This is a genomic window from Robiginitalea sp. SC105 (assembly GCF_014243345.1).
In the GTDB taxonomy this organism is placed as follows: Bacteria; Bacteroidota; Bacteroidia; order Flavobacteriales; family Flavobacteriaceae; genus Robiginitalea.
Genome location: NZ_JACLZF010000001.1, coordinates 601,582 through 627,726, shown reverse-complemented (window position 1 = coordinate 627,726; position 26,145 = coordinate 601,582). Strand labels below are relative to the sequence as shown.

25 protein-coding genes are annotated in these 26,145 nt (G+C 50.0%); 5 read left to right on the top strand and 20 right to left on the bottom strand.

Annotated features, from left to right (window positions below; genetic code table 11):
- Window positions 1–83: 83 nt before the first annotated feature.
- From H7F20_RS02755 to H7F20_RS02720, 8 genes are all read right to left on the bottom strand, one after another.
- A complete protein-coding gene (locus H7F20_RS02755) occupies window positions 84–1,394 on the bottom strand; it encodes an undecaprenyl-phosphate glucose phosphotransferase (protein ID WP_370588462.1) in 1,311 nt (436 codons plus the stop codon).
- Between the two features lie 50 nt (window positions 1,395–1,444).
- Window positions 1,445–2,200 carry a WecB/TagA/CpsF family glycosyltransferase gene (locus H7F20_RS02750; RefSeq protein WP_185784603.1) on the bottom strand — a complete coding sequence of 252 codons (756 nt, stop codon included), beginning with the start codon at window positions 2,198–2,200 and terminating at the stop codon, window positions 1,445–1,447.
- Entirely contained in the window at window positions 2,197–3,183 is a 987-nt protein-coding gene (locus H7F20_RS02745) for a hypothetical protein (protein ID WP_185784602.1), read from the bottom strand. The genes H7F20_RS02750 and H7F20_RS02745 overlap by 4 nt, the downstream gene beginning before the upstream one ends.
- Window positions 3,161–4,363 (bottom strand): O-antigen ligase, encoded by a 1,203-nt coding sequence (locus H7F20_RS02740; RefSeq protein ID WP_185784601.1) that lies wholly within the window; start codon window positions 4,361–4,363, stop codon window positions 3,161–3,163. The genes H7F20_RS02745 and H7F20_RS02740 overlap by 23 nt, the downstream gene beginning before the upstream one ends.
- A complete protein-coding gene (locus H7F20_RS02735) occupies window positions 4,360–5,109 on the bottom strand; it encodes a hypothetical protein (protein WP_185784600.1) in 750 nt (249 codons plus the stop codon). Before H7F20_RS02735 ends, H7F20_RS02740 begins: the two co-directional genes overlap by 4 nt.
- Before the next feature lie 179 nt (window positions 5,110–5,288).
- On the bottom strand, window positions 5,289–5,801 hold the full coding sequence (locus H7F20_RS02730) for a DapH/DapD/GlmU-related protein (protein ID WP_185784599.1): 513 nt from the start codon (window positions 5,799–5,801) through the stop codon (window positions 5,289–5,291).
- The gene (locus tag H7F20_RS02725; RefSeq protein ID WP_185784598.1) at window positions 5,794–7,029 is read right to left on the bottom strand and encodes an O-antigen ligase; all 1,236 of its coding nucleotides are present in this window, start codon (window positions 7,027–7,029) and stop codon (window positions 5,794–5,796) included. Before H7F20_RS02725 ends, H7F20_RS02730 begins: the two co-directional genes overlap by 8 nt.
- Window positions 7,022–8,215 carry an O-antigen ligase family protein gene (locus tag H7F20_RS02720; protein WP_185784597.1) on the bottom strand — a complete coding sequence of 398 codons (1,194 nt, stop codon included), beginning with the start codon at window positions 8,213–8,215 and terminating at the stop codon, window positions 7,022–7,024. The genes H7F20_RS02725 and H7F20_RS02720 overlap by 8 nt, the downstream gene beginning before the upstream one ends.
- A gap of 109 nt (window positions 8,216–8,324) precedes the next feature.
- On the opposite strand from H7F20_RS02720, the gene H7F20_RS02715 reads away from it, so the two are divergent.
- Window positions 8,325–9,413, top strand: coding sequence for a glycosyltransferase (locus H7F20_RS02715; protein ID WP_185784596.1), 1,089 nt, complete (start codon window positions 8,325–8,327; stop codon window positions 9,411–9,413).
- Here the strand turns inward: H7F20_RS02715 and H7F20_RS02710 are convergent.
- The 12 genes from H7F20_RS02710 to H7F20_RS02655 form a co-directional block, all read right to left on the bottom strand.
- A complete protein-coding gene (locus H7F20_RS02710; RefSeq protein ID WP_185784595.1) occupies window positions 9,405–10,283 on the bottom strand; it encodes a sulfotransferase domain-containing protein in 879 nt (292 codons plus the stop codon). The two genes, H7F20_RS02715 and H7F20_RS02710, sit on opposite strands and share 9 nt — an antisense overlap.
- A complete protein-coding gene (locus H7F20_RS02705) occupies window positions 10,274–11,647 on the bottom strand; it encodes a flippase (RefSeq protein ID WP_185784594.1) in 1,374 nt (457 codons plus the stop codon). Before H7F20_RS02705 ends, H7F20_RS02710 begins: the two co-directional genes overlap by 10 nt.
- Window positions 11,648–11,671: 24 nt before the next feature.
- Complete coding sequence (gene wecC, locus H7F20_RS02700; protein WP_185784593.1) at window positions 11,672–12,883, bottom strand: UDP-N-acetyl-D-mannosamine dehydrogenase; 1,212 nt, start codon at window positions 12,881–12,883, stop codon at window positions 11,672–11,674.
- Window positions 12,870–14,015, bottom strand: a complete 1,146-nt coding sequence (wecB, locus tag H7F20_RS02695; RefSeq protein WP_185784592.1) for a non-hydrolyzing UDP-N-acetylglucosamine 2-epimerase — start codon at window positions 14,013–14,015, stop codon at window positions 12,870–12,872. The genes wecC and wecB overlap by 14 nt, the downstream gene beginning before the upstream one ends.
- A complete protein-coding gene (gene rfbD / locus H7F20_RS02690; RefSeq protein ID WP_185784591.1) occupies window positions 14,012–14,809 on the bottom strand; it encodes a dTDP-4-dehydrorhamnose reductase in 798 nt (265 codons plus the stop codon). The genes wecB and rfbD overlap by 4 nt, the downstream gene beginning before the upstream one ends.
- Window positions 14,806–15,351, bottom strand: a complete 546-nt coding sequence (rfbC, locus tag H7F20_RS02685) for a dTDP-4-dehydrorhamnose 3,5-epimerase (protein ID WP_185784590.1) — start codon at window positions 15,349–15,351, stop codon at window positions 14,806–14,808. Before rfbC ends, rfbD begins: the two co-directional genes overlap by 4 nt.
- 7 nt (window positions 15,352–15,358) lie before the next feature.
- Window positions 15,359–16,225, bottom strand: a complete 867-nt coding sequence (gene rfbA, locus H7F20_RS02680; protein WP_185784589.1) for a glucose-1-phosphate thymidylyltransferase RfbA — start codon at window positions 16,223–16,225, stop codon at window positions 15,359–15,361.
- A 1-nt stretch (window position 16,226) separates the two neighbouring features.
- Window positions 16,227–17,237 (bottom strand): dTDP-glucose 4,6-dehydratase, encoded by a 1,011-nt coding sequence (gene rfbB, locus H7F20_RS02675; RefSeq protein ID WP_185784588.1) that lies wholly within the window; start codon window positions 17,235–17,237, stop codon window positions 16,227–16,229.
- A gap of 11 nt (window positions 17,238–17,248) precedes the next feature.
- Window positions 17,249–18,241: a hypothetical protein gene (locus H7F20_RS02670; protein WP_185784587.1), complete on the bottom strand. Its 993-nt coding sequence runs from the start codon at window positions 18,239–18,241 to the stop codon at window positions 17,249–17,251.
- Between the two features lie 3 nt (window positions 18,242–18,244).
- Window positions 18,245–19,912, bottom strand: a complete 1,668-nt coding sequence (locus tag H7F20_RS02665) for a hypothetical protein (protein ID WP_185784586.1) — start codon at window positions 19,910–19,912, stop codon at window positions 18,245–18,247.
- A 187-nt stretch (window positions 19,913–20,099) separates the two neighbouring features.
- Window positions 20,100–21,596: a GH3 auxin-responsive promoter family protein gene (locus tag H7F20_RS02660; protein WP_185784585.1), complete on the bottom strand. Its 1,497-nt coding sequence runs from the start codon at window positions 21,594–21,596 to the stop codon at window positions 20,100–20,102.
- Window positions 21,597–21,600: 4 nt separating this feature from the next.
- On the bottom strand, window positions 21,601–22,470 hold the full coding sequence (locus tag H7F20_RS02655) for a M23 family metallopeptidase (RefSeq protein WP_185784584.1): 870 nt from the start codon (window positions 22,468–22,470) through the stop codon (window positions 21,601–21,603).
- A 109-nt stretch (window positions 22,471–22,579) separates the two neighbouring features.
- Between H7F20_RS02655 and tatA the strand changes: the two genes are divergently transcribed.
- From tatA to H7F20_RS02635, 4 genes are all read left to right on the top strand, one after another.
- Entirely contained in the window at window positions 22,580–22,762 is a 183-nt protein-coding gene (gene tatA, locus H7F20_RS02650; protein WP_185784583.1) for a twin-arginine translocase TatA/TatE family subunit, read from the top strand.
- Between the two features lie 265 nt (window positions 22,763–23,027).
- The gene (locus tag H7F20_RS02645) at window positions 23,028–25,577 is read left to right on the top strand and encodes an OmpA family protein (RefSeq protein WP_185784582.1); all 2,550 of its coding nucleotides are present in this window, start codon (window positions 23,028–23,030) and stop codon (window positions 25,575–25,577) included.
- Window positions 25,578–25,589: 12 nt separating this feature from the next.
- Window positions 25,590–25,760, top strand: coding sequence for a DUF6747 family protein (locus H7F20_RS02640; protein ID WP_370588461.1), 171 nt, complete (start codon window positions 25,590–25,592; stop codon window positions 25,758–25,760).
- Between the two features lie 181 nt (window positions 25,761–25,941).
- Complete coding sequence (locus H7F20_RS02635) at window positions 25,942–26,112, top strand: DUF6747 family protein (RefSeq protein ID WP_185784581.1); 171 nt, start codon at window positions 25,942–25,944, stop codon at window positions 26,110–26,112.
- The last annotated feature ends 33 nt before the right edge of the window (window positions 26,113–26,145 follow it).

Below are 26,145 nucleotides of genomic sequence, written 5' to 3'. Positions count from 1 at the left end.
TTCGGGCCATGCCGGGCATCCCATCTTGCCTTCTACTGCTTCCCGGACCACCCCCGATGTAAAGTTTTGCGGAATAAAGGCGTCTAATACGCCTTGTCCTCCCCCTTGAACAGATTCAGGACCGTCTGTACGATGATCTTAAGGTCTAGCAGGAAAGACCAGTTCTCGATATAGAAGATGTCGAATTTGATCCGGTTCTGAATATCCGAATCCCGTTCGATCTCCCCCCGGTAACCGCGCACCTGGGCCAGGCCCGTTATCCCGGGCTTGATAAAATGACGGACCATGTATTTGTCCACCTTGCTCGCGTACTCATCCGTGTGTTTCAGCATATGAGGCCGGGGACCCACCACGGACATATTCCCAAACAACACGTTGTAGAACTGAGGCAGCTCGTCGATGCTGGTTTTCCGGATAAACTTCCCGATACGGGTGACCCGCATATCGTTTTTCCCTGCCTGCATCCGGTCCGCATCCTTGTTCATTGCCATAGAGCGGAACTTATAGCAGTAGAATTCCTTGTTGTCCAATCCGGTGCGTTTCTGGACAAAGAACAACGGCCCTTTAGATTCCAAGCGGATCAGGATGGCCAAAAGCGGGGTTAACCAGATCAACACCCCAAATACCATGACCAGGCTAAAGGCAATGTCAAAAGAGCGTTTGACAAAGGCATTGATTGGGTTATGCAGAGGAATGTCGCGCAAGGAGAGGATGGGTAGGTAGTCGTAGTACTCTAGCTTGAGTTTCTTGGCATAGATGTTCTTATTGTCCGGAAGAAACTTCAGGGTCTTGAGGTTATTATCGGCAAAATTGATAATCTCCACGATCTCGCTGTTTCGCAACTCTGAAACCGAGCAATAAATCTCATTCACATTGTTGGACACGATATACTCGAAGCACTGGCGCAAATCAAACCCTTCTTCGTTGGGGAAAAATTGTTTGAGAAAATTATACCCATAATCCTTGCGGGTGTTAAAGACGTGGATCAACTGGTCGGTTTTTTTATTCTTGCCGATAATCACAACATTCTGCAAACTGCTCCGAAATTTTTCGCGGTAACTCAACAGCAGGAAATAAATGATCAGTTTGATGATGCTGATTGAAAAGAAAACAAGGGCCGCGTATTGTGCCAGGGCCAACCTGCTCATACTGGGTTGTTTGAAAAACCCTATAAAAGCATAGAGAATAAGGAAATAAAAGAAAAACTGCCGGGCCAACAGCCGTAGAACCTGTGTGACTTTGGTATAGGGAAAAATCCGGTAAAAAGATATGCTCAGGGAAATCAGTAGCCAAGCGAGGGTTATATAGCAGTGGAAGAGTATCGGCAACTCAAACTGCAACGGGAAAAAATATACGAACAGGTTGACGATCAGTAAGTCGACCAGAAACGACATATAATGCGCAAGAAATCGAAAACTTGTTTGGTTGGAATAGATTTCTGGCATCAGGCAGTCCTTTTTGAACGCCACCGGAATCGTTCCCGGAGCACTAATAGAATAAAGCGGGTATTCCCCACTAGGTAGCGTTTCCACATCCGGCGCGGTTCCTGGATCAGACGGTAGAACCATTCAAGGCCAGCGCGCTGCATCCACCTCGGGGCTCGTCTCACTAGGCCAGAAACCACATCAAAGCTCCCACCGACCCCCATGATGAAATTGACGTCTCTCAATTCCTGGCGATACGTATACAGGAAGTTTTCCTTTGTTGGCGAACTGATTGCGACAAACAGGATATTTGCGCCGCTCGAAGCAATATCACGGGCAATTGCCGCCTCCTCGGAAGGGTCAAAGTAGCCATTCCGATAACCGGCAACCAGATCGTTCCCGTACTGTTCCCTATATAAGTCTACCACCTTGGAGACGACAGACTCCCGGGCACCAAAAAAGAAAATGCGGTAACCATTGCTATGCGCCAGGGATACAAGGTTTTCCATGATGTCAATTCCGGCTACCCGTTCTTTAAGCGGCTGCCCGAGGAAGCGGGATGCCCAGACCACTGCCTGGCCATCCGCGTTGATCAGGTCGCTGGCATTTACCGAACTGCGGAGTTTGCTGTCGGATTGCATGGCGACTATTTTTCCCGCATTGACCACCACGTGGTGGATCTGGCGCCCTTGCTCGATGGTTTCCAGGACAGTATCCAGCGTCTCCGACATCGAATAGTTATCGATTTGCGTGTTCAGGATATGAATGCGGTTCATTGGAATGTGCTGTATTGATGGATTGTGCTGGTTTCCTCCATGAACTTCTTTACAGTATGCAGGGAATATGGGGTAAAGGCTTTCGGGTGGCCGATGATCACAAAGTTACCACGATTACCGGTTTTTTTCTGGTAGGTCCGTAAAGCCTTTTTTAAAAGGCCGCTGCGGTAACCGTCCATGGAGACCACGCTGACGGTCGGTCGGGTAAGGCTCCTGAACATACCTTCCCTGGAAAGGATTATGGCTTTACCATTGCCAAAGGGTTGGTGGCGGGAAAGTCTGTTTATTTTGGTCCAGGCAAATTTCCAGTAAAATATCGGGGATACCCGCTGGGCACTGATTGGGATTTCCGTAAAAGGGCCGGCCGGGTCTTCTTGGGTCAGGTCTTCGGAAAATCGGTATTCCGTCTTAAAGGGCGGAACATCGCGAAAATCAAAAGCCTGGTTTTCCGACTGGTAATGTCCCCCGGGATATACCGAACTATCCGTGAAGATCCCCTGACGACCAAGGGCCCTGCCAATTGGCGGGAACGGTTGAGCACTCCAGCCTCCGGCACGGTATGCAACCGGCTGCCTTCTTGTAATTTCTTTGAGCACGTCTGAATAACGCCCAACAATATCCCGAATCTCCTCTTCTGAAAAATTGGCAAGCCTATAGCGACTGGTATCCGTATTCCAAACCTGCCCGTCGAAATAGGTGTCTTCCCAATGGGGGTGTATATGGAGTTCCACGCCGTGACCCTTGACCACGAGTTCCCGCAGCTGGGATGAAACCATCGCTAAATGCTCGCCAAGAATGGGGAATTCGGATTGTTGGCGCCTAAGCGCCAGGAGGTATCCGGAATCTACAAAACATGTGAATCGAATCCCGAGGGGGGCGGCTAACCGTATGAGCTCATCGGTGGGACGCAGCATACAATGCTCGGGAGTTCCTGTCCTGGGACCGAAAAAGAGTTCGTAATCAAGCGTGATGTAAATCCTCATGTCCGGTTTTATTGGAAGAAACAATACACATTAGTAACGTGCCAAAAACAGCAAGGTACTCGATCCCCTTAATCCTCACGAGCATGGATTCGGTGGAACCAGCCACCAGCAGAGCAAAAAACACAATCGCGAACAGGATATCCCTTCGGAAAATTGCCAGCAGGAATAAGTACATCAGGCACAGGACATACACGATCCCCCCGACTGCTCCCTGGGTACTAAGATACTCCAGGAACTGGTTATGCGCATTGTCATTGTCGGAGGCCGCTCGGTCCAGTCCCTTTTCGAGGTACCCTATGCGGCGCAGGTGTTCAATCTTGGCATATCCAACCCCCAGCACCGGTTGGTCCTTGAAGATTTCATAGGACACTTCCCATCGGGCAAACCGGCGCTCATCCGTAATGACATCGCTCGCAAATATCCTTTGCTTCAGGTAATCGCTGCCATAATAATTAACCAACAGGCTTCCCAGGACCAGGCCAAACACCAGCGAAGCCAGCTGCCAGTTATTCCTCCGGACTCGTTCAACGATTAGGAAGAGCAATAACAGAATACATAAAAATAAGGCGATCCGGCTGGCAAGCTGAAATAGCCCCAAAATCAGAATGGGGATCAGTATGCTCTTGAGTGTAATTGAGGATTTCTTGTCCTGTATCAGGAAAAACACGGAGACAACCACGAATACTGCCAGATAAGTGGGGTGGGTGTCAGCTCCTTTGGTGAATCGCGATCCCAAGTGCCTCCAACGGAAAAAATAACTCGGGGGTTCCCCCCCGGATATCATTTCCCAGATTACCTGGGTATAACAAATAAGCAGGGTTGCCGTGCAGCCCCACATGAATGCCAGGAAAATTGCCCTTTTCCGTTCCATAAAGGGTTGCGGATCCGGGAGCATGGCCAGCGGAACCAACAAAAGCGACCAGTGCTTTTCCAAAAAACCCAAATTTTCGAGGGATGTATCCCGGAAAGCCCCCAGAACGGCCAGGCCGAAAAACGCAACGACCGGCAATCCGAAAATCAGGTTTCTTTTCATTTTGGACAGCAGGCCCCTGCGCAGGTTCCCCACTATCGCCACGAGGATGAAAGCCCCAAGCAACAGGTTGTTTATCCGCATGAACATTGGCAGGGTAAATACGGTTGCATAAAATAGCCATAGGGCAACGCTATTGGATTTCATCATGGTCTGTAACGGTTAGCCAGCATGGTGGGCAAAGCGGCAAAATAATAAATTAGTTGCTTCCAGGCCGGTGTGTTCTCCCGCCATTTGACCCTGGGATCAATGCGAATTACCTGGTTAGACTTCATTCGGTTGCCCCCTATGATATGAGGCATTTCAAAGGTGTCAGGCAGGGTTTCGGGCCAGGAGCGAGAAGGGTCAGCCTGCCGAAGTATCCTGAGTACCACAGATTGAGGATTCCGGATAAAATCCTCATAGCGAACCTTGATAATATTCGGGTAGATCCGATAGACCAGTTCCCCGAAAAAATTGATCAATAAGTAATAGGCAATCGTTGCCAGGGGCTTTTTCGGCGTCTGGACCTTCTTATTGAAAGATTCGATGACCCCCCGTATGTCCCGGACCATATAGATGCCCTTTAGGGAAAAAGCACGGCTCCGGTTAAGCAACAGAAAACGGGCGATGTATTTTGAAGAATCCAACAGGATCGGCTCCGGAGAAGCTTCGCGTGCAACGAGAAACACCTGCTCCTGAATTGACAGGTAGCGTGAATCCGGTTTCCGGCCCAGGAGTAATGCAGGGATCTTTCTGTGTGCCTCCCGGGAATTGCAGAAGTCGCCATATTGCCGTACCTGATCACCGGTAATTGAAAGCCTTGCCAGGATCGGTGCCCAGAATTCACAGGTGCTTATTTGGTTGCCGCAGGAACAATATCCATCCATGGACAAGTAGTCAAAGAACTGGTGCATCTCTCCAATTGTACGAATCCCAGTAAATGCATTCAGAACCGTTGCCATCAGCGTTGTCCCGCTCCGTCCTGCCCCCAATAAATATAAAACAGTTCCTCTTTCAGTCAATTTAATAAGATTTCAAGGCTATATCCCCAAAGCCCGCTGCGCATGAACATAGCACTTCAGCATCCGCGCGCCTATTTATTCCTGAATTTAATGACTTTCGCCGGCACCCCGCCGACAACAGCATAATCCGGTATGTCCCGGGTTACGACAGCCCCAGCTGCCACCACGGCATGGTTGCCAATCTTACAGCCGGCGGTGACCACAACATTTGCCCCCAGCCATACATCATCACCGATGTATGTCTCAAAATAATCTTTCCCCTGTTCCTGGATGGGCATATCCAGCCTGTCGAACCGATGGTTTCGGGCATATATTTTGACATCAGGACCCATAATGACATGGTTTCCTATATATACATTGCCCTGTATCATACAACGCGTACCCAGTTCCGAAAAATCTCCAAGACTGGCATTCAGAGAAATCTCGGCCCGATTCTTTACCCGTGGCTTTTTACCGCATTCTTTCAGATAGGATCTCACTAGGAAAGACCTGATGGCCGGAAAGAAAAGGGCGTAGGGCCGGTAGTCTTCGGGCGTGTTCCTGAACAGCAGTAAATAGATCAGAAAGGTTACTTTTTTAATCATCCGTTTTCAAATGAAAAATCACTATCCAGAGCGCCACAAAATTAACCCCCATATTCCGGATTAAATAATTCTCTGTTAGGCATATGACAAAAACCAGGAAGGTAAAGGTTCCCATAAGCCCATCCCCGTGGCGAAGGGCCCAAAATAGATTCACAAGGAAAAACGAGAGAATGGAAAGGATTCCAACAACCCCAAACTCCATCGCATAGGCCAGAAATTGGTTATGGGAATCGTATTGCTGGCGCAGGGATGCGTCCATCCCTTTCTCTGTATAGGCCTTTAGCAACAGCTCCCGTGCGCTTCCCGTTCCGTGGCCCAGATAGGGTTTGTCAATGTAAATCTCCCAACTGGCAAGCCAGCGGGACATCCGGGAATCCGAGGGGTTATCAGCATCGGTATTACTAATTCCCACATTTTTTTCCAGTTCCCATATTGTTCCATCCGAAAATTTCTTAAATACATAGGTGTCACGGATTACGGGAAGGGCAAACAAAAGGGCTGCAATACAGGCCAGAATTGCTCCTAGCACATATTTCCGCCCCAATAACCGATACACCACTGTGAAACTCATTAGAGCGGTAAGTGCCAGGATGCTACGCGAATTCACGAAGAAGATGGCAACCACAAGCAACACGGTGACTACCCATTTGAGCCTAATTGACAAGTGCAGGTCGGACAACCAGACCAATACTGCTGCAAAAAGGTAATATGAGCCCAGGTAAACCGGATGCATTTCTGCCAGGGGCTCCACAAAGTTTTTTCCAGTAAATTGGTAACTCAAGAGCCCCCTGAAGGCAACTCCCGCGTCCATAAATTCAATGGTGTTGCGTATTAGAAGATACGTGGCGCTGGCAACTGCTCCTAAGATCATGCCACTGGCCGCAATACGCTTTGCACGATTTTTCAACAGGTCCTTTCGGAAAATTACCAGCGGGAGCAAAATGTAAAAAACCAATTTTACCAGTTGACCTGGTAGATTTTCTGGGAAAGGCGTATAGAGGCCTCCCACAAGCAATGGCAAAAATAGTAGCCAGGGAAGGCCCATGTAAATCCAGGGTCTGAATGCGCGGAGCGGTCTCAGCCCGGAACGGTAAAAGGCAAAAAACGTGGTGGTCAGCAAGCCGATAATACCGAAATTACTCAGTCCCGTTTTCAGAGGCAAAAAAAATACCGCAGAAAACAGGAAAAACGAAGTCATCAGATCCTGGATGTTGTTTTTTTTAACCATGGCTGACAGGCTTGAAATGCATCAGGGCAATTGAAAGTCCAATAAAAATACCGGCAATACCGGAACCGAATATATGACCAGCAAGATTGGCGACCAATATCAGGAAAAGCAGGAATAACCAGGTATTCTTTGCCAGTACATAGCCAGAGGTTTTCATGAGTTTCTGTGCATTTAGCAACCAAAACAGCAAGAGGATGAGGAGGAACAACAGCCCGAGTAGGCCGGATGCAAAAAGGATCGTGAAAAAATCCACCTCTGCAGAGTGGCCGCTGAGGTATAGGTGGTGGTGTTGTCCAAATCCAAAGAGTTGTCCAAACCACGAAAAATCCCGGGAAAACACATCCCACCCCTCTGCTACAAACCTGTTCCGATTCGAGAGGACTACTGTCAGCAGGTCGAAGTTATTCCGTTCAAGGGAGTATTGAATTTTATCGATGACCCCCGACCTGGTAACCCCCAGGTAGATAAGTGCCAGGAATATTGGCGTCCCAAAAAGGACCAGGGCAGAAATCCTATTGATCCATTTTTTGTGAATCCTTTGTCTTAACGATGCGATAATCGGGATAGCGCCTACTACCAGGACCCCGATGAGGACCGTTTTTGAAGTGATCAGGAACGAAATCGCCAGAAAAACCAGGAATAAACCTAGGTATTTCCGGTACTCCTGTTTGTAATACCAATAGGAACCGATAATAAAATGAAGCGAAAGCACAAGAATCGTCAACTCGTTTCCGGCATAAATGAAGCCTTTGGTCCCGACGGCATTTGCATAACCGTGAAAGTAGAACGACATACCGAGCCCTAAAGCTCCCAGCGCCATATTCACGCACAAAAAGATGAAATTCCTGCCCACCATTCGTTTGATGGACGATTGGATTGTATCGGCATAAGCGGATTGAAAAAGGCACTTAAAATACAGGTAGCTCAAGGGTACATTGATCCATTTTGCGGCAAAAACGACATCCCCGAAATAGGCGGAGAAATCCCCGTTGCGTATCAGTCCGGCTACCGGGCTAAGCTGAAAGAAGACAATCAGCAAAATGGCAAAAGTGAAATCCCCGGTTGGCGACAATCGAACCAGAAAAAGAAGTAAAAGAATAAATTTGATACCTTGGCTTATCGGTAATGCAAAATCCTGCATCAAAAACAAACCGTTGACCATATCAATGAGAATGATATATCCCATAAGAAGGAGAATGAACTTGTCAAGGCTTTTAGCTGGGATTATCAAGAGTCGGATCATTTAGGAATCGCTGGAGACAAAACTACTAATTATAACGGTATTGATGATATAAATGCAGACACCTGAAAAATTACACATATTGCTGATATCCAATATGTTTCCCTCCAAAAAAGATCCGCTCTTTGGAATATTTGTCAAGAATTTCAAGACGAAGCTTGAGGAATTAGGGGTCCAATTTCCATCACATGCACTAATTCGTGGGAAATCGGGAAATCCTTTTAGGAAGTTTTTCATCTACCTGCTCCATTACCTCCGAATACTTCGTGCAGCCTTAGGCAGCAATTACGACCTGATCTATGTGCATTACCTGATGCACCACATACCCATACTATGGTTATTACTCACGTTAAAGAAGAAGCCACTTGTGGTCAACGTACATGGATCGGATATTGTGGAATTACCCACGTCGGGGTTCCTCTGGTCTGTTTCTCAAAGCATAATGCGGAAAATAGACTTGTTAATCGTTCCTACAACTTACTTCCAGCATTTGGTTATAGCCCGCTATCCCTTTTTGGAACAGTCAAAAGTCTTTATTTCACCATCAGGGGGTATAGATGCAAAACGGTTCTTCCCTACAACAAGAGAGCCAGGTGGTCCGTTTGTCCTAGGATATGTTTCGCGCTTTATCCGTGAAAAAGGATGGGAGACCTTCCTTGACGCTCTCGAGTTACTCCTGCAGTCCGAACCGCAGTATCGCGCCGTAATCGCAGGTAAAGGGCCGGATGAAGAAAAGATAAAGAAGCATCTTTCGGAACACAAACTCGGTGATCGGGTGGACTTTCTCGGACTTGTTCCTCAGAAAGATCTAGGCCAGGTTTATGGTCGGATGGACCTTTTTGTTTTTCCATCCTACCGAAAAGCAGAAAGTCTTGGGTTGACGGGGCTGGAAGCTATGGCTTGCGGTGTCCCTGTGGTTGCTTGCGAGTCGGGAGGACCAATGACCTACATAAGGGAAAAACAAAATGGTTACCTTTTTGAACCCCAAAACGCAAAAGACCTTTATCAGAAAATTCTGCAGTACCGATCTATCGGATCGAAAGAGCGGGAACATATGCGGCGGGAATGCCTTGAGACGGCAAAATATTTTGATGATGCGGCCGTTGCAAAACGACTTTATAAACGCCTTGAGCAGCTAATCTGAGATCCATTCCTCGATACGCAATTCAAACAGCCGCTCCAATTCCTTCCGTTCATTCGGGAAGACCTGTTCCATCAGTATTTTTTTTCTGGATTCGCCCAACTGCAAATTCGCAGAATCATTTGCTGTATTCAGGCTCTTTATCTTTTTCCGTATTTTGTTTCTAAGGCTGAAAAAGGGGATCATCTTTCGGGCCATCCTCCGAAGGCTGTTTGGCTGTAAAATCAGATTATTCAGCCAATGATACCTTGGTTGGTAAGCCTTGTTCGCCCTTAAAAGCCTGCTTTTGTGGCTTTCATTTACGGAAAGAAAGCGAAAAATGCGCGAAAGTTCCTGATCCGGGTTTCTCTTTAGTTTTTCCAGTACAACTAGCAATACATTGTCCTTGCCAAATTTTTCGACAAAAGGCTTGAGGTGACCGGCATACCTGCTCCGCCCGAAAATAATTCCGGACAATTCGTCCTCGGAATCCCCGCCAGTCTCGACTGCGGTATTCATGAAGGTCTCAAAATCCAAATCTGTTCGGGCATACCGGACCTGATGCAGATATTCCGAATAACTCCTCTCGGCCGGGTTTCTGACAATTGCAATAAGTCGGGTTCGGGGGCCTGCCTTTTCATAAATTCGTGAAACCGCAGCTTGGCTGAACATATATTCCGAGTTGGCTTCGCCTACTATTTTCTGACCATTGTAATTCCTGAAAAACGCCTTATACCAATCGTCCCCTTTCGTATAATTCTCGTCATTGTCAAAATACTTAAAGTCCTTTTCTTCAGGCATAAATATCTCGGGGTGGCCACTTAATAATGCGTGCAGGGTAGTAGTTCCTGCCTTGGCGGCCCCAATGATCAGAAAATTCAGCTTTATCTCCACTTCATAAATTTAACCGGATTAAAAAATGATTCAATATTTAGCTTGCGTTTAATGATAATGGCACCGGAAATATTCCAGTACGAAATGCTGATTACCGTGGCAATAGCTGCCCCCTGGGCGCCATAAAGCGGAGTTAGTGCGACATTCAGTAAAATATTTATGACTAATGCCACAAAGACTATATTCTGATACATTTTCTGATATCCCGTCATTTGAAGAATGACACCAACAGAACCCGAAATTGAGTTGGCAAGCTGACCTAGGCACAGTATTATCAAAATAAAGCCCCCGGTTAGGAATTCAGGTCCAAAAAGACCCAAAAGCCAATCTTTCAGCAAGATGATAATGGCTACGCTTAAAAGGGTAAGGAAAAAGTTGAGCGTTGTCGAGAATTGTATCAATCGTTCAACCTGTCGGTGGTTTCCATTATGGTAATTCGCAGCCACTTTCGGCATAAGGATCGCATTGATGGCCTGAAGGGAAAAACTGGTTAATGTGGCTATTTTGAGTACTACATTATATACGCCAACCACATCATCTGTGGCAAATATTCCCAGGACAAAAATATCCATCCATCCCAGAAATACAATTATCGCTCCCGATAACATCATCGGGAATGCTTGTTTGAGGAAAATCCAGGAACTAATCGTGGGTCGGAAGGAAACCCGTTTAATCTGCCTGATTGATTCGGCCAAAGCTAGTATGGCAAGTATAACCAACCCAACAAAGTGGGCTTGGATGGCCAGTAAGGGATCTTCTGTCAAAAGCTTCCCTACAAGAAGGGCGAACAACGTGAATAAGAACCGCCCGGGGGTATTTAGAAAAGCAAACCAATTTGTTTGCTTTCTTGCCCGGAGAAAGCCTGAGCATATAAGAGTAATTACCCACAAGGGAATACTAAGGGCTGTCCAGGCAATATAAGGCCGGAACTGAGGCTTTGAAAAAAGATCAATGGCGACCAGGTCACGGAAAAAATACAGGATGATGGCCAAGACAACTGAAATCAATATGCCTTTGGCCAGTACCCGGAAAAAGAGCCCGGGATGCTTCCTGAGATTTTCTTCCTCCGAATAAAACTTGACAAGATTGATATCAATGCCAAGTCGTCCAATGACACTGATAAATAAGAGGAGTGTGAACCCGAGCGAAACCAAACCATTAACCGAAGCTCCATAAAAACGGGCAACTAACAACGTAAATAAGGCCGCAAGCAACATCCCGCCTGCCTTAAACAATACAAAACCAAAGCCCTTCGTTAGAATTTCTCTAAAATCGCTATCGGCCAGGATGCTCCGCAAGGACAAGGATTTATCAGAGCGTTTGCGAAATTGTTCAGAACCGTTGTGATTTCCTTTTTCGGCCATGTAATATTTCCTCCTTCAAAACCGTTATCTGGTAACCCCGCAAAAATCAAGGACTACCTTTTGCCGGCTGTATGGCAGCGATTTGAATACGTCGTGAGCTACAAGCATCACCAGGATATCCGCCTGTTCATAGGCCATCTGGTAATCTGTCAGTTTAAAGACATTGTGCTTGCTTATGTTGGGTTCCACAATGAAATACTCCTCGTTGTTAGCATTTTGCAAAACCTTCTGAGCAATATATTTGGCTGGGGACTCCCTTAGGTCGTCAATATTGGGCTTAAAGGCCAGCCCAAAAAGCGCAATTTTGGGTTTGCGCCCGTGATCCAGTTGGAATTGCAAACGGGCACTCTGAATCTTCTCTGCACACCAGAATGACTTATAGTTGTTTATCTCGCGTGCCGTGCCGATAATTTTTGATTCAAGCGGATAATCAGAGACAATAAAGTAGGGATCTACAGCAATACAATGCCCCCCAACCCCACAACCCGGTTTCAGGATATTCACCCGAGGATGTTTGTTGGCGAGTTCAATGAGTTCCCAGACATCGATTCCCGCCTTGTCGCAAATCAATGATAATTCATTGGCGAATGCGATCTGCACATCCCGGGAGGAATTCTCCACCAGTTTGCACATTTCTGCAGTCCGCGCAGTGGTCTTGTGTAAATCACCTTTGACAAATTTGCTGTAAAAGGCCACAGCCCGATCCGTGGCACCTTCGTCAACCCCACCGATAACCCGGTCGTTATGTACCAGCTCATACATCACGTTGCCCGGCAGAACCCGTTCTGGGCAATATGCAATATGCAGCTTGCCTTTGAGTTCGGGCCGCTCCGAGTAAATAAAATCGGCCATAGCTTCCGTAGTGCCGATCGGTGAAGTGGATTCGATGATGTACAGGTCTCCGGGTTTCAGCAAGGGCAATAGGGCCGCAGTGGCCGACTTTACAAAGGAGATATCCGGTTCGTTCTTCCCTTTGAAGGGGGTTGGGACTACTATCAAGTAGGTATCCGCTGCAACTGGTTCGATGGCCGCCCGCAGCAAGCCCTCTTCCACGGACCGGGCCACGGTCTCTTCCAAGGTGGGTTCCACAATATGAATCTTGCCCGAATTGATCGTTTGGACCACGTCTGGGTTGATATCCACCCCGTGTACCTTCAAACCGTTCTGAGCAATCAGCGCAGCCGTGGGCAGGCCGATATAGCCCATCCCCATCATTACCACATCATGACTTTGCATCCAATTTGATATTTGAAATAAATTCGACAATCTGTTGGCAGGCGCGGCCGTTCCCGTATGGGTTGTGCCGACGACCCATTTCACGATAGCTGGCCTCATCTGTCAAAAGCCGGAATACCTCACTGTAAATGCGGTCTTCTTCCGTCCCAACCAAGATAACCGTGCCGGCACAAACCGCTTCGGGACGCTCTGTAGTATTCCTCATAACCAGAACGGGTTTGCCCAGACTGGGAGCTTCCTCCTGAACCCCCCCGCTGTCTGTTAGGATGAGGTAACTTTTCTCCATGAGCCAAACGAAAGCCGGATAGGAAAGTGGGGCGATCAGGTGCACATTTGCCAAATCACCCAACAGGGCATGAACTGGTTTCTGGACCATGGGGTTCAGGTGTACCGGATATATGAACTGATCGTCAGGGAATGCTTCGGCCAACCTCCGTATGGCCTGGCATATCCGCTGGAAACCACCTCCGTGGTTCTCGCGCCTGTGGCCAGTAATTAGTATTTGACGCTTTTGCACCCGAATCAGGTTTTTGAGAGATTCGATTTCTTCGTCAGAATAATCTGGCTCGGCAACCCGCGCAACACTATAATTCAGGGCATCGATAACGGTATTTCCCGTAATTACGATATCCTTTGCACTTTTTCCTTCCCTGAGCAGGTTTTGCTTTGAGGTTTCTGTGGGAGCAAAGTGGATATCTGCCAGCACACCCGTTACCGAACGGTTGATTTCTTCCGGAAAGGGCGATCGCTTGTTGAAGGTGCGCAAGCCGGCTTCCACATGGCACACCCGTGCACCCGAATAAAAGCCTGCAATTGCCGCCGACATGGTCGTGGTTGTATCCCCGTGTACATAGATGAAATCAGGTGCGAAATCTTCCAGAACAGGCTTCAGTCCGGTCAGGATACCGGCCGTGATGCTGAAGAGACTCTGATTGGGCTGCATCAGGTCCAGGTCGTAATCCGGTAGGATCTGAAAGAAATTGAGCACCTGGTCTAGCATTTCCCTGTGTTGTGCCGTCACGCAGACCCTAGTTTCAAATAGTTCCGGGTGTTTCCGGAATTCATGGATGAGTGGTGCCATTTTAATGGCCTCCGGCCTTGTGCCAAATATAATCAGGTTCTTGACGGTCATAGGAACTCACCTTCGTTGCGGAGCAGAATGCTATTTACTGGTCTCCGGGCAAAACTACGACTTTTATTATCCTTCACAAGTTGTGCGGAATGTTGTAAACTGTGTTCTATCAGTATCTCCCTAGCAAATTCAAACCACGTCATCGCTTTACCATCCGTAAAGTGGTAAATACCGAACGGACGGGGTTCTCCGGATACCAGTTTCAGTAGGTAAATTGCCAGGTTGTCAGCCAGGGTAGGACATCCCCGCTGGTTGTCCACAACGTGAAGCTCCTCTCCGGACCGCGCCTTCTCCAGGATTCGCAGGTAAAAATTCGGTCCGTACTGTCTGGAATACAACCAGGAAGTCCGGATAATAAAGAAACGTTTCAATCCTTCAAGAATCCGTAATTCACCCAACAATTTGGAACGGCCATATGCATTTATAGGATTCGGGGTATCGCCAGGAACATAGCCCGCCTTGCGGGTGCCGTCGAAGACATAATCCGTGGAAATATGTACGAGCACTACCTGCATCACTCGGCAAGCCTCCACCAGGTACCCCACGGCTTCTGCATTGACCTCTAATGCCCTTTGTGGATCTTTTTCGGCCTGGTCGACAAGCGTGTAGGCTGCGCAATTGATACAATAATCCGGGGCGTTTTGAGCTAATTTTTCAAAAACATCCCTGCGGTCTGTGATATCGAGGTCTTCCCTGCCCAGGAATATCCCATCGAGTCCGGGAAACTGGTGAATCTTGTCTTTTAGGGTTCGACCGAGTTGCCCGCCGGCGCCAGTGACCAATACCCTTTTCACAGCGCAATCGATTTGAACAGCGGCAAATTCCGGTCCTTCTCCGAAAGCCGTATTTCGCTGGCATCAATGCCCCAATCAATAGCCAGGTCCGGGTCGTCGAACCGGATGCCTGCTTCTGCTTTGGGGTTGTAATAGGCACTGCATTTATAGTGCAAAAGGGTGTCATTCTCCACGGACAGAAACCCATGAGCAAGGCCTTCCGGGATGAATAGCAATTCAGGGCGGTCCGAATTGAGTTCAATCAACACATGTTCCAAATAGGTCATACTGTCCTTCCTGAGGTCTACAACCACGTCCCTTATGCAGCCATGAAGCACCTGCACGAGTTTGGCCTGAGCATAAGGTGCACGCTGTAAGTGCAGGCCCCGGATTACCCCTTTGTGAGAATGTGAATAATTGTCCTGAACAAAATTGATCGCCCGGCCGAGAGCTTTATCAATTTTTGACTTTTGGTACCCTTCGTAAAACCAACCGCGTTGATCCTCGAATCGTTCGGGCTCGACAATCAGGCAACCGGCTATTTTTGTGTTCCTTGTTTTCACGATTTCCCTAGCGCTGTTTCAACAAATTCAACAGATATTCTCCATAACCACTTTTCCGCAGGGGCTGGGCAAGTTTCCGAAGCCGGGGCCCGTCTATATAACCCATCTGGTAGGCAATCTCTTCGATACAGCCGACTTTGAGCCCCTGACGTCCTTCGATTACCTCGACGAATTGAGACGCTTGCATGACGGATTCAAAGGTGCCGGTATCCAGCCACGCAGTCCCCCTGTCAAGGATGCTGACCTGTAACTTGCCAGCCTCCAGGAAGGCTTTGTTTATATCGGTAATTTCAAGTTCACCACGTGCGCTGGGTTGTAATTCTTCTGCCAGGCGCACCACGTCATTATCGTAAAAATAGATGCCTGGAATTGCGTAGTTGGATTTCGGCTTTTGGGGCTTTTCTTCAATGGAAAGTACCCGGCCATCCCGATCAAATTCCACAACACCGTAACGGCCCGGATTGTTTACGTGGTATCCGTAGATAATGCCCCCGTCCGGATTACTATTAGCCTGTAATTGCCGTGCGAGTCCGGTACCGTAAAAAATATTGTCCCCCAGGATGAGAGCCACATTTTCTCCCCCGATAAAGTCTTTACCGATCCGGAAAGCATCGGCAATTCCCCTGGGCTCCACCTGAGAGGCGTAGGCGAACCTGCACCCGAGTTTATCCCCCTTACCCAAAAGGGATTTAAAAATCGGTGTATCCCTTTCGGTGGTTATAATGAGGATCTCCCGGATACCGGCGCTCATCAGGGTAGACAGCGGATAATAAATCATGGGTTTGTCGTAAACAGGCATTAGCTGTTTACTTACGGCAAGGGTCAACGGATATAAGCGCGTTCCCAATCCTCCTGCCAAAATGATCCCTTTCATATCAAGCCGATTTTATAATGTCAATATACCAACCAACTGTTGCTTCAAGCCCCTTTTCAAATCGTGTCCTTGGAGCCCACCCCAGTTCCCTGCGAACCTTTTTGTCATCCACTGCATACCTGAAATCATGACCAGGCCGATCAGCCACAAATTGGATCTGATCCGTATAGGATTTTCCGGATTCAAGGGGTTGGAGCCTATCCAGTATTCCACAGATCCGACGCACCAGATCGATATTGCTCAACTCATTTCCCCCGCCAATCACGTAATTTGCCCCTGCAGGGGCGTTGTAGTAAATACGGAGCAGGGCTTCACAGTGGTCCTCGACATAGAGCCAGTCCCGGACATTTTTACCTTCCCCGTAAATAGGAATCCCCTCCCCGGCCAGGGCCTTTCGGATCACCGTGGGGATCAGTTTTTCGCGATGCTGGTAGGGCCCGAAATTGTTGGAACAGTTGGAAATTACCGTATTCAGGCCATAGGTTTTGTGATAGCTGCGTACGAGTAAGTCAGACGCTGCCTTGGAAGCGCTATAAGGGCTGTTCGGCCGGTAGCAGCTGTTCTCATCGAAATGCCCTTCCGCCCCCAGGCTACCGAAAACCTCATCGGTGGAGATATGGAGGAATCGACGGGACGAAGGTTTCTCCAGGCTACACGTCCAGAAATTCCGTGCCGCTTCCAAAAGCACAAAAGTGCCGTCGATGTTGGTGCGCACGAAAGGTTCAGGGCCGCTGATGCTATTATCCACGTGGGATTCCGCCGCAAAATGAATGATGCCATCAATATGCCGATTATCAAATATTTCTCGTACTTTCTTTGCGTCAGCAACATCCCCCTGCACAAATTGATAGCGTCCGGATCCCTCGAGGTCCGATAGGTTTTCCCGGGTGCCGGCATAGGTGAGTTTATCCAGGTTTACGATGTGCACATCATCTCTCTGCTCCATCAGGAGCCGGATAAAGTTACTTCCTATAAATCCGCATCCGCCTGTTATGAGTATCCTTTCCGGCATTTTCGTGGGGCTTACTTGAGTTCCGATGCCTTACGGTTGAGGAAACCTAATAGCGAAATAAGCAGGAAGCCTCCAACCAGGACGACAGGGGCCAACACAATATTTTTGCCGTAAAAAGGCTTCTGGATCACGTGTGCTTTCCCAAAATTGATAACCTTAATAGGATCTTGCCGGATAACTAATTCCAAACGCTTGTTTTCGTTTTCCTGTTCCAGCCGATTTTTAAGCGTTAGGAGAGAAGGCACATCCAGGGCCTGCTCAGTATCCAGAATAAGCCTGCCCTCACTACCCTGTTGCTCCCGCGACATTTTCTCACTATATCGTTCGACAAGCAGATCAATCTGCCGAATCAGTGAGTCGTTTTTTCGCATCCGGATTTCAGCGTTTTTCCTGTAGGTGTTGTTAAGCTCCGAATAATAATTGTTTGAGTTGATATAATTAAGTATTTTCTCACTGTACTCAGCGCCAATGCGTGCATCCTTAAAATAAAAGGTGATCCGGTGATCCCGGGTGGTACGTTCCTGCAATTCGGATCGGATAATGTCGGCAATCGCCTCTGAGTTTTCAAACTCCTTTAATGATTCCAAAAATTCCATTTCGGCCGGATTATTCTCATCTACCCGATTCCGAAGCGGAATTAATTCGATTTCAAAGCCCTCTATTTTTGTAATATCCATCCCCAAAGTCGCTAGAGCAGCGGTGTCCTTCGATTTGATTATGGACTGCAATTCATCCACGACATCTTGCAGGTACTCTTTACTATTCATATTGGGCGTTACGATCACGTCCAGTTTTTGTTTCTGCACCAGGGCCAGCCGAAGCACCAACCCGAGGACCACACCAACTATTAGCAGTCCTGCCAGCCAATAGAAGTTGCGCTTGAAGTACAGGAAAATTCTCAGTATCCCCCGGAAAAGGCTGTCAAACCCCTTGCCGACCAGCCTGAATAACTGTCCCAGGTCTATTTCATCCGAAGTGGATTGGTTTCCTTGCTGCTCACTCATCGCTTATGAATTAAAAATTTGTTTCAATATTTTGTCGGTAATCAGGTAGGTCGGCTTGACGCCTGTGGTGCCCAGGCCGCCGGATGCCAGGGTATGCCCGGTCTTCAGCGGGTTGTCCGAGGCGTAATAGGCATAGCGTACCTTGACATCCTCCCGTATGCTTTTACGTATTCGGGAGGCGGATTGGATCGCTTTCTGGTAATGGACCCCCTCCATTTCCAGCCCGATGACATTCCAGGTGGAGTCGTGGAAAAAACTGAGGATGTCCTTGTTCTGCAGGGAAGTGCCCAGGACCGTGACCATGGTGCCTTCATAGACTTTGAGCCCGTTCCCCTCAAAATCTTCTTTGCTCAATTCGTTGTAGAAGGGGTAATTATCGGCGGTGCCCTCGAAGATGTGGGCAGATGGGATCATCAGGTCGCCCTTGTCCCCATCCAGGATGCCCGCCTTGCCCATAATGGAAATCGAGGCAACGGGCATATAGTGCAGGTCCCCTTTTGTGGCATAGGGTTTCAGCAGTTCGTCTATGGTCTCGAAGGCCTGCTCCCCGAAAGCGTAGTCCATGACCAGGATGACCGGTTTATCGGCGTCGTTTTTGGCCGCCGGTTCATAACAGCAGGCGTCGGGTCCCAGGCGGGCCGTGTCGAAGAGCTGCACGTCGATGTTGGTGCCGGAGAGGTCATCGATCTGTATCATACCGTTTTTCAGGGCCCGGGAGGTCACCAGTTCCCGGAGCTTCCGGCTTCCCGTGTCGCTCAGGGCCTCGTAGATCTCCAGGTCGGTTTTCCCCGGGAGCGTTTTTGCCAGGGCCTTACGGGCAAAGAGGGAATTCAGCACGCTGTGCATGTTGCTGCTGATGATGTGCAGCGGGCGCTGGAGCAGCTGCTCCCGCTGCAGGACGCTCTTGATATTGTTCGCCCAGCGCTCCCCGTGTATATGGTGGCCAAGGCGTTCGCGCAACAGGGTGCTGAAGGTGATGGTCCGCTTTTCACCCGTGGTGCGTTCCTCAATGGCGAGCTTGCCCATCCAGTAGATGATCTGCAGGAAGCGGGACGGATTCTTTTTGGTGGCCAGCTTGTCATACAGGGCAGCCACGTCGGTAAACGAGCGTCCCAGGATATTCGCCGTGTGGATGAGGGCGGTCTCCCGGTCGGCCTGGGATAATTTTTCTTTGGAAATCGCCCTTTCGAGCTTCTGCCAGTCCCGGATGGTCTTCTTGCCCTCGTCGATGAGGACCCGCCGGCCAATCTTGTCGGATTCCACGAACAGGAAGGTCAGGTGGGTCAGGATATCGTATATATCCGAGCGGCCCCGGGTGATCTCGATGTTCATCTGCTCGGAATCGATGCGGTAGCAATTCCTGCGCCTTTTGGGCGGGATGATCGGCTTGAAGTGGGATCTGCCGTACCCCTCATCCGAGGTCAGGTTGATGAACCGGCACTGCTCGATGCCCTCGGGCAGGCGTTCCAGCACATAGGTGAGCCCTTCTAGCTCTGCCTTGTCTTCCCCTATGGAACCGTAGATCTCGGGCCGCAGCTGCAGGAGCGCATTTCGCAGGGTTTCCCCTGAAACGCCCATGGGCTTGTAAAAGCCCCGGTTGAACAGGTGCCGCATGGTAATGTACATGCGCTCGATGGCGTTTGTGGATTCCTGGGCACGGGTTGTCTCCATAGGTAGTGATCCTGCGGCAAATTTACGTTTAATTTTTGTACACCGTCAAGGATTTGGGGGGTTTCGCCCATTGACAGGGGGACGGGAAAGGGCTGTCGTTAGCATGTTAGGGTAAAATTCGCAGCGCACCCTGGGTTAGCCGCCTCGGGCGGGCGTGTACGCATTGGGCGACCCCTGCGGACGGAAGCTATTTCCTGAACGCGTAGAGGCCGTCTGCAAGCTTGCGGTCATTCGCCAGGCGCTGTACCTTGTTCTGCCCTCCCAGCTTGCCCACGGACTTCATATAGTCGCGGAAACCGTCCCGGGCAATCCGGGTGATTTTGAGCCGCTGCAGGATGTTGCCTGAAATCAGGTCGTAGTAATAGCTGTTCTGTTCCTGAAGTCGGGTATCCAGGGATGCGATAAACGCCTCCATGTCTGCGGGTTCCTTTTCGAATTCGATGAGCCATTCATGGTAGGGAAGTTCCTCCCCCTCCGGCTCGATCACGGGGGCCACAGTAAATTCGGCGACGCGGGCACCGGTGCCCTCCAGGGCCTGTTCCATGGCGTATTCCACCTCCTTGGCAATCACGTGTTCCCCAAAGGCCGAAATAAAGTGCTTGATCCGGCCGGAAACGATGACCCGGTAGGGGTCCAGGGAAATAAACTGAACGGTATCCCCAAGGTTATATCCCCACAGGCCGGCGTTTGTGGAGAGGACCATCACATAGTTCACGCCCTTCTCGACCTCCCCGATCGTATATCGGCGGGCCCCGGGTTCAAAGAACTCCTCAGCCTTCACAAATTCATAGAAAATCCCGGCATCCAGCAACAGGAGCAAGCCCTTTCCCGAATCCGTATCCTGGTAGGCAAAAAACCCCTCGCTGGCCGGAAAAAGTTCAATGCTGCTGACCCGGCGGCCGATCAGGTGTTCAAAACGGCCCCGGTAGGGTTCGAAATTGACGCCCCCGTAAATAAAGAGTTCCAGTTGCGGAAAGAGTTCCCCGATTTCATTGCCGGTGCGTTCCCGCAACTTTTCAAAATACATCTGTACCCAGGAGGGGATGCCGGCAATAACCGTCATATTCTCCCCCACCGTTTCATCCACGATGCGGTCTACCTTGGTTTCCCAGTCTTCGATGCAGTTCGTCTCCCAGCTGGGCAGCCGGTTTTTCTGCAGGTAACCCGGCACAAAATGGGCGGAGATCCCGGACAGCCGGCCGATTTTTATCCCGTTTTTTTCGTGGAGTTCCGGGCTGCCTTGCAGGAAGATCATTTTTCCGTTCACAAAAGACGCCCGGCCGGTGCGGTGGATATAGTTCAGGATGGCATTCCGGGATGCCTTTACCTGTTCGGCTATGGACAGCCGGGTGATCGGGATGTATTTGGCGCCGGATGTAGTCCCGGAGGTTTTTGCGAAATACTGGGGTTTTCCTGGCCAGAGCACATCTTCTTCACCCTCCAGGATTGCCTGTACCCAGGGTTTCAGCTCCTCGTAGTCCCGGATGGGCACCCGGGAGGCGAAATCTTCATACGTATGTACGCTTTCAAAGCCGTGCTCCCTGCCGAAACGGGTCTTGCGTCCCTGCCGGAGCAATTCCCGGAAGACCTTCAGTTGGGCTGCCTGTGGGTTGCGGATCCAGCGTCGGGACCTGTAGTGTACGATTGCAGCGAATATCCTGGCTGCCAGGGCCTTTAGGGACATAGGATTAATTGAAATCGATATAATTCAGCGGGTTGATCGGGTTGCCGTTTTTCCAGAGTTCGAAATGCAGGTGCGGCCCGGTGGTCAGTTCCCCCGTATTGCCCACTGAAGCGATCACCTCCCCGGCCCGGACCACAGCCCCTTGTTCCTTGGCCAGGGAACCGTTGTGCTTGTAGGCCGACAGCAAGCCATCTTTGTGTTCGATGATGATGACATACCCGGTAGCGGCCGTCCATTCGGAAAAAATCACCGTGCCGTTCGCAACCGCCTTGACCGGCGTATCCCTTGGGGCGACCACATCCACGGCATAATGCTGGTGCTTCGTGTCATACCCTTGGCTTACTGTGCCTGTAAGGGGGGCGAACAACAGGATGCTGCCGTCGGCGCTCGGGCGCTCAAACAGGTTGTATTTGTCCTCGAGAGCTACCTGAGCCCGGAGCACGCTGTCCTCCCGGATCGGACTCAGGTCCACCTGGGCCGGGTCTAATTTGAAGGGCTCAAAAACCGAATCGCGATTCATCTGGTTGTTTTCAATATCCCCCCGGAGGACTTTGCGGATATTGTCCAAATAACGATTGGTATAATTTAAGACAGTCACCAGGGAATCCGTGGTATAGGTGAGCTCCGTGGCCTGTCTTTTCAGGGCCGTGGAAGAATATCCGGGAATGTACTCCCTCAGGGGCGTAAATGCGATCAGCAAGGTCGTGAACGCTATCAGCCCGATGGCGGCCAGGGAACCCGATACAAAGACATTGAGCCGGCTTAGTTTAAAGGATATTTTTTCCTCAAAAGTGCTTTCGTTCAGAATAACAAGCCGGTACTTATGCAACAGCTTCCGCTTGATTTCCTTCCTTCGTTTGTCTTTCTTCGCCATTTCGCGGCAATCAATTAATAACGATTTGCCTAAAATACGGCTTCTCATACAATAATCCGGGTGGGAAACTGTTTTTTCACTACCTTTACATTCCTAAAATTAAGTCGCCATGAATGCACTTCAAATTATCTTAGCAATTGGCCCCTGGCAGATCGCCATCGTCGTTTTGGTGGTGTTGTTGCTGTTCGGAGGAAAGAAGATCCCCGAACTGATGCGCGGATTGGGCAGCGGGATCAAAGAGTTCAAGGATGCCTCCAAGGAGGACGACAAACTCGACGAAAAGAAGGACTAAAAACCCCTTTCATACAAAATACTCAGGCACCCATACGGGTGCCTTTTTTTTGCCCTTTCCCCGGGACTTAAAGCTCCGCGGAACCCCCGCGAACCCTGAATTTCAGCAGGATATAATCCCCTCAGGACCACAGTAAAAGGGCGTTCACGACAGTTTTGACCGGATTCACAACAAAAAGTTATCCCAGGCCCGGGCATGCCCTATTTTCGGGGCATATACATGGACTGGCAGGATTTCGTTCCCGCCGGCTCCAAGACCCGACCAAATGAATACCCGTCTAAAAATCCGGTTCCTGGTATACAGCCTCCTGCTTGCTGCAGGGCTTGCCGCACAGGGATCCCCACAAGCGGACCTCCTTGCGGTAAACCGCAATTCCGGGACCGGCATAACCGGGCAGGGAAATGCCCGGGGAATCGTAGCTGCCTTTGATGAAGCATCGTTCCGGGAGCGTGCCCGGACCGGGGGCATCCCGGTCAGGCGATTCGACCAACCGGCACCCACCGGAAATGGCTTTTATCTCATAGTCGGGGTGTTCAAGGAAGGGAAAAACCTCAAACGTTCTATTCGCAAGCTCAACCGTAAAGGTCTCGCGGCTGGAAGCTTTGTCAACCCGGAAAACCAACTGAATTACGTTTACGCGGGCCATTTTACAGACCCGGAAGATGCCCTGAGCGCCGCCACTACCAGGTTTGAGGGCGCCTATAGCGGGGACCTTTGGATCCTAATCAACGGGGTCATTGCCCCATTCGCAGCGGCCGGGTCCGAAGCCAATACGGCCCATGGCCTCTTATCCGGTCCGGTAGGGAAGGATACAGGCAGCCCTGCCGAACCGGCAAGCGGCACCGTTGTACCGGCATCCATTACAGCGGCTCAGTCCGGCCCCTCCGGGACCCAGGAGGCAGATCCGCCGAAGGTACACTCCATGCTGTTGCAGAAGGCGGACCGGTACTTTCAAATTATGTGGTATGCGGAAGCTGCACGGCTCTATGAAGAAATCCTGTCAAAGGGCGCCTCCGCATATTCCTTCGAGATCATCCGCAAGGCTGCGGATTCCCATTATTTCAACACCAATATGGAGCGCGCCTACCACTGGTATGGCATCCTGTACGACCGGTACGAAGACCAGATGAGCGCCGCCAACCTGTTCAAATACGCCCATTCGCTGAAAGGAAACGGCAAATACGGCCGGGCCCGCCGGATCATGCGGCTCTACGACGAGAAAACAGAAGCGGCCGGGATGTCGGCCGGCATCCGGGAGGACCGCCTGCTTCGCGAAACCGTACTGGACAATATCCTGAACCGGGAGGATGCATTCGCCGTCCGGAACCTGGATGTGAACACAAAGTATTCGGAATTCGGTCCCATGTTCTATGGGGAGGACGCCATCGTCTTTGCTTCGTCTGTGGATTCAGCCTTTTTTCATACCAGAAGGTATAAGTGGAATGACCAGCCCTATCTGGACCTCTATGTGGCCCGATTGAACGCCGAAGCCGACAACCTGCAACACGCGGTGAAATTCTCAAAAAAGCTCAACACCAAATACCACGAGGCCGGGGTGACTTTCTCCCCCGACAACCAAACGGTATATTTTACGCGGAACAACTATGGAAAAAAATTGCGCCGGGATAAGAACGGGGTGAACCACCTGAAACTCTACCGTTCCCGCAAGGTGGGGGACGAGTGGTCCGAGGCCGAGGAACTGCCTTTCAACGGGGAGGATTACTCCACCGGGCACCCGGCCCTGAGCCCGGATGGCAAACAGTTGTACTTTGTTTCCGACATGCCCGGCACCATTGGTGAAACAGACATTTTCGTAGTGGACGTACTCGGGGACGGGACATTTTCCCAGCCCAGGAACCTGGGCCCTGAGATCAACACCCCCCAAAAGGAGCTATTCCCGTATATCAACAACCGGAAACTCTACTTTTCCTCCAATGGGCATCTGGGCCTTGGGGGTCTGGACATCTACCAGGTCGCATTTGACGAGACCGAAGGCTTCCTGGAGGTGGAAAACCTGGGCCAGCCGATCAACAGCAAAAAAGACGACTTCTCCTATATCGTCGATGAGGAGACTCAAAAGGGATTCTTCGCCTCCAACCGCTTAGGCGGAAAAGGGGATGATGACCTGTACTCTTTCCAGCGCCTGCTGCCGGAAGAAACCAACGAAAATGCAATTGCCGGGGTGATCACCGATCTGGTGAGCGGGGAGGCCATCCCCGAGGCCCTGGTGACCCTGCTCGACGCCAACAACCGGAAATTGAAAGAAGTGGTCAGCGACCGGGAGGGAAGTTTTGTCTTCCAGGACCTGGACAGCAATACCCGTTACCGGGTGGTAATAGACAAGAAAGCGTATTTCGAGATGCAGCAGGAAGTGACCACCCGGGACAACGAACAGGTTGACCTCGAAATGCCCATGCGCAAACTCCAGGAACGGATCGTGGTAGAGGATGGGGTGAAAAAGCTCAAAACAGAGGCCATTTATTTCAATTTTGACAAGCACGACATCCGGCCGGATGCAGCCGCGGAGCTCGACAAGCTGGTATCCGTCATGCAGGAATACCCGGACATGGTGATCGCCATCGAGTCCCATACGGACTCCCGGGGGGCCAGTGCATACAACCGCTACCTCTCCGACCTCCGCGCCAAATCCACCCGGGCCTACCTGATCGAAAAAGGCATTGCCCCGGAGCGCATCCAGAGCGCTACCGGATATGGCGAAGACCGCCTGCTGAACGGCTGTGACGGAAGCATACGCTGCACAGCCGAACAGCACCAGCTCAACCGGAGGTCCGAATTCATTATTGTAGACATGTAAAACCAACCCGCCATGAAAACCTTGATACTTATGAGAGAACTTTATCAGGAAGCCTTCCAGGCCATTGGATCCTGGGTGTTGCGCAACCTTTACCGGATCTTGTTCTGGTTCTGTTTTGCCTGTTACCTGGTAGTCCTCTACGCATTCGTATACCGGGTAGCCACCGGGTTTGCCTTTGACTGAGCCGCCCGTCGCATGCCGGGAATCCCCAGGAGCCCTGTTTACCGAGTATTCCGGGCGTTTGTCGAACCCGTATACGATCCGGTCCGCTTACGCCTGATTTTTCCGTGATTCACCTGATTTATGCGGGATTCCGAATAAGACCCGTGATATTTGGGGCAGAACAAACTCTAATATGCCCCCTATGGAAAAATTATTACTCGTAAAAGAAATCTATCTAGAAGCATTCAAGAACTGGACAAATATGATCTTGCAACGGTATTTCAAGGCCTTCTCCTGGTTTTGTTTTGCCCTTTGGATCATTACCATGTACGCCTTTATTTTCCGGGTTTCCACCGGATATGCCTTCGATTGAGGCCCAGGCGATAATAACTAGTAAAAAAAGCCC